A 2842-nucleotide genomic window follows, 5' to 3' on the forward strand; every position below is an offset into this window, starting at 1 on the left:
TTATTTCTTCACGATAAGGAACTCGGTGCGGCGGTTCTGGGCGTGCTGCTCCTCGGTACAGTTGTCCCCGCAGGCTACCTTAGGCTCGCTCTCCCCATACCCCTGGCCGGAGATGCGCGAGCGGTCTATGCCGCGTGAGATGACATACTGCACGGCCGACCTTGCCCTGCGGTTAGACAGGTTCATGTTGTACTGCTCACTACCCCTTGAGTCGGTGTGCCCCTTGACCATGATTACCATGCCCGGCTGCTTCTTCATCGCCTCTACCAGCTTGTCCAGCTCAAAGGCGCCTTCCCTGGTGATGTTGCTCTTGTCAAACTCATAGTACACATCGTTGAGCACTACGGCTGTCTCGGTCACAATCTTCTCTATCTCGTTCAGGTCGGCATTCACATTGACCGTGCCGCCTTTTGTTTTGGCTACCGGGAAGGTGTTGTTCTCATACCCTTCGGCCGAGGCCTGTATGGTGTAGCCCCGCTCGCAGTCTATGTTGTAGGCTACGCTGCCGTCTTCGGCCGTGGACCGCGTCTCTATCACGTTGCCCTTGTCATCCAGTATGGCCACTTTGGCATTGGCCAGGGCCCTGCCTGTCCTGGCGTCCCTTACCTGCACTATGGCCTCCACACCACATACCGGGATGGCCATGTAGAGCTGGTCTACCCCGGTGCGGTTGCTGGCAAAGAAGCCCAGGTTTTTCGCCGTGTTCAGGCTGAAGGAAAAGTCGTCCTTGCTGGTGTTTACCGGCGCCCCTACGTTGATGGCCTCAGTGCTCCTGTTCAGGTCTGTCATGTACACGTCAAGCCCCCCGAAGCCCTTGCGCCCGTCGGAGGAGAAGTACAACTTGTTGTCGCTGGTGATGTACGGGAAGTTCTCACTCCCGTCGGTGTTTACCTTTGGCCCCAGGTTCTGCGGCTCACCATAGGCGTTGCCCTCCTTTATCTCTACCTTCCAGATGTCGCCCTTGCCCAGGGTGCCTTCCCTGTCCGAGGCGAAGTACAGCGTCTTGCCATCGGGGCTCAGCGCCGGGTTGCCCGTAGACCACCGCTTGTCATTGAAGGGCAGCAGCTGGATGTTGCCCCACTTGCCTCCCTCGCGCGTGGCCCTGTACAAAAATACCTGCCCGCGCTTGAGGTTGTTCTCCCTGTCGCGCTCAAACTGCCTGCGCTCCTTGAAGCTCTCGCTGGCAAAGTACATCGTGTTCCCGTCAGCGCTTACCGCCACAGGGCCGTCATGCCACTTGGTGTTGAGCTGGGCCAGGGGCACCGGCTCAGAAAAAGTGCCGTTGGCATTGTAGGTGGCCGTGTAGATGTCCAGGTAGGGCTGCCCGTTCCAGCCGTAGTTCTTCCGGGCGGTGTTGCGGGTACTGGTGAAGTAAAGCGTATTGTCATTGGCCAGCACTGCCCCGAAGGAGCTGTACTTGGGGTCGTTAATATCCATCAGCTTCTCGTCAAAAAGCTTCTCCTGGCTCCTGAGCTTAGGCAGGTAGTTCGGGTCCTGCTTAAAGAGTATCGCACGCTGGTCGCCCGGCTGCATCGCGGCAAAGGCCTGCATCTGGCGGTTGGCTTCCTCATAGCGCCCTTCTGAGCGCAGCATCTGCGCATACTTGTAGTAGGTCTCGGCATCCTGCGGGGTTTCTATGGCTTTGGCATACCACTTCACCGCTTCTTTGGAGTTGTACACGTTGTAGTAGCTCTCGGCAAGCTGCCTGTAAACATAGGCGTTGCCCTTGCCTTTCTCGGCAAGCTTGAGGTAGGCATCGGTCGCGTCAACATATTCCAGGCGTGCATAGAGCCTGTCGGCCGTCTCGGTATCCTTGTTCTGTGCATATACTGCCATGCAGGCCAGCATCCCAAGGGTAATATATAGTCTCTTCATCGTAGTGTGTCGCTTTTAGGTTAGAAATAACGGGGGGAACGGGATACCTTCCTGGGGAAGTTCAGATCGAACAAAAGGATGACCTCGTGTGAGGAAGGCGTGGTTACATTAAGGTCAGAAATAATATGGTCATACGCGTACCCTATCCTCAAATTGGGGCTGATGGCATAGTTCACCATACCGCCAAAGCTGTCGTCCAGGCGGTAGGTAGCCCCTATCTCAAAGCGCTCAAAAAACAAAAAGTTGGCCGATACATCCAGCGAGGGCGATACATCAAAAGCCGACTTGAGCAATGCCGAAGGCTTGAACTTGGTGTTCTCGCTGAGCTGGAAAACATAGCCCGCCGTTAAAAAGTAATGCTGGGTCTCCGAGCCAAACTGCCGCTGCTGCCCGTCATCAGTAATGTCAAGGTGCTTGGCCTTTAGCATATTGGGAACCGAAAACGCCAGGTAGTAGTTGTCCGTATAGTAGAAAAAGCCCGCCCCTACGTTAAAGTACGTGTTGTTGCTGTTCTCGCTGAAGGCCGGGTCGTCCGGGTCCGGAACGTTGCTCTGGCCAATGTCGGTAAAAAGGCCTACCTTATGGAAAGTAGCGCCAGCCTTAAGACCCAAAGACAGGCGGTGCTGCCCCCCAAGGTTCAGCGTGTAGGAGAAGTCCCCGTATACATTGGTCTCCTCCACAGGGCCGATACGGTCATTGATGGCCGATAAGCCCAAACCTACATTCTTGCCCACAGGACTGTGCCCCGAAAAGGTCATCGTCGTGGGCGAATCCTCTATGTCAACCCACTGCTTGCGGTAGAGCAAACCAAAGGCAAGGTTCTCCTTAGAACCCGCATAAGCCGGGTTGATCACATTCATGTTGTACATGTACTGCGTGTAATGCGGATCCTGCTGCGAATAAACATTATAAATGCCTAAGGCTAATACCGCTATAACATATAGTTTCTTCATCTGTGTGTTCTTTG

Annotated in this window: 2 protein-coding genes; both read right to left on the reverse strand. The window is 55.0% G+C overall.

Translation table 11 applies throughout. The features are described from left to right. On the reverse strand, window positions 1-1875 hold the full coding sequence (locus tag CHU92_RS02120; RefSeq protein ID WP_094412130.1) for an OmpA family protein: 1875 nt from the start codon (window positions 1873-1875) through the stop codon (window positions 1-3). Window positions 1876-1895: 20 nt separating this feature from the next. After that, window positions 1896-2828: a PorP/SprF family type IX secretion system membrane protein gene (locus tag CHU92_RS02125; protein ID WP_094412132.1), complete on the reverse strand. Its 933-nt coding sequence runs from the start codon at window positions 2826-2828 to the stop codon at window positions 1896-1898. Window positions 2829-2842: the final 14 nt, after the last annotated feature.

Origin of the sequence: Flavobacterium cyanobacteriorum (genome assembly GCF_002251835.1) — a bacterium.
GTDB classification, from domain to species: domain Bacteria; phylum Bacteroidota; class Bacteroidia; order Flavobacteriales; family Flavobacteriaceae; genus Flavobacterium; species Flavobacterium cyanobacteriorum.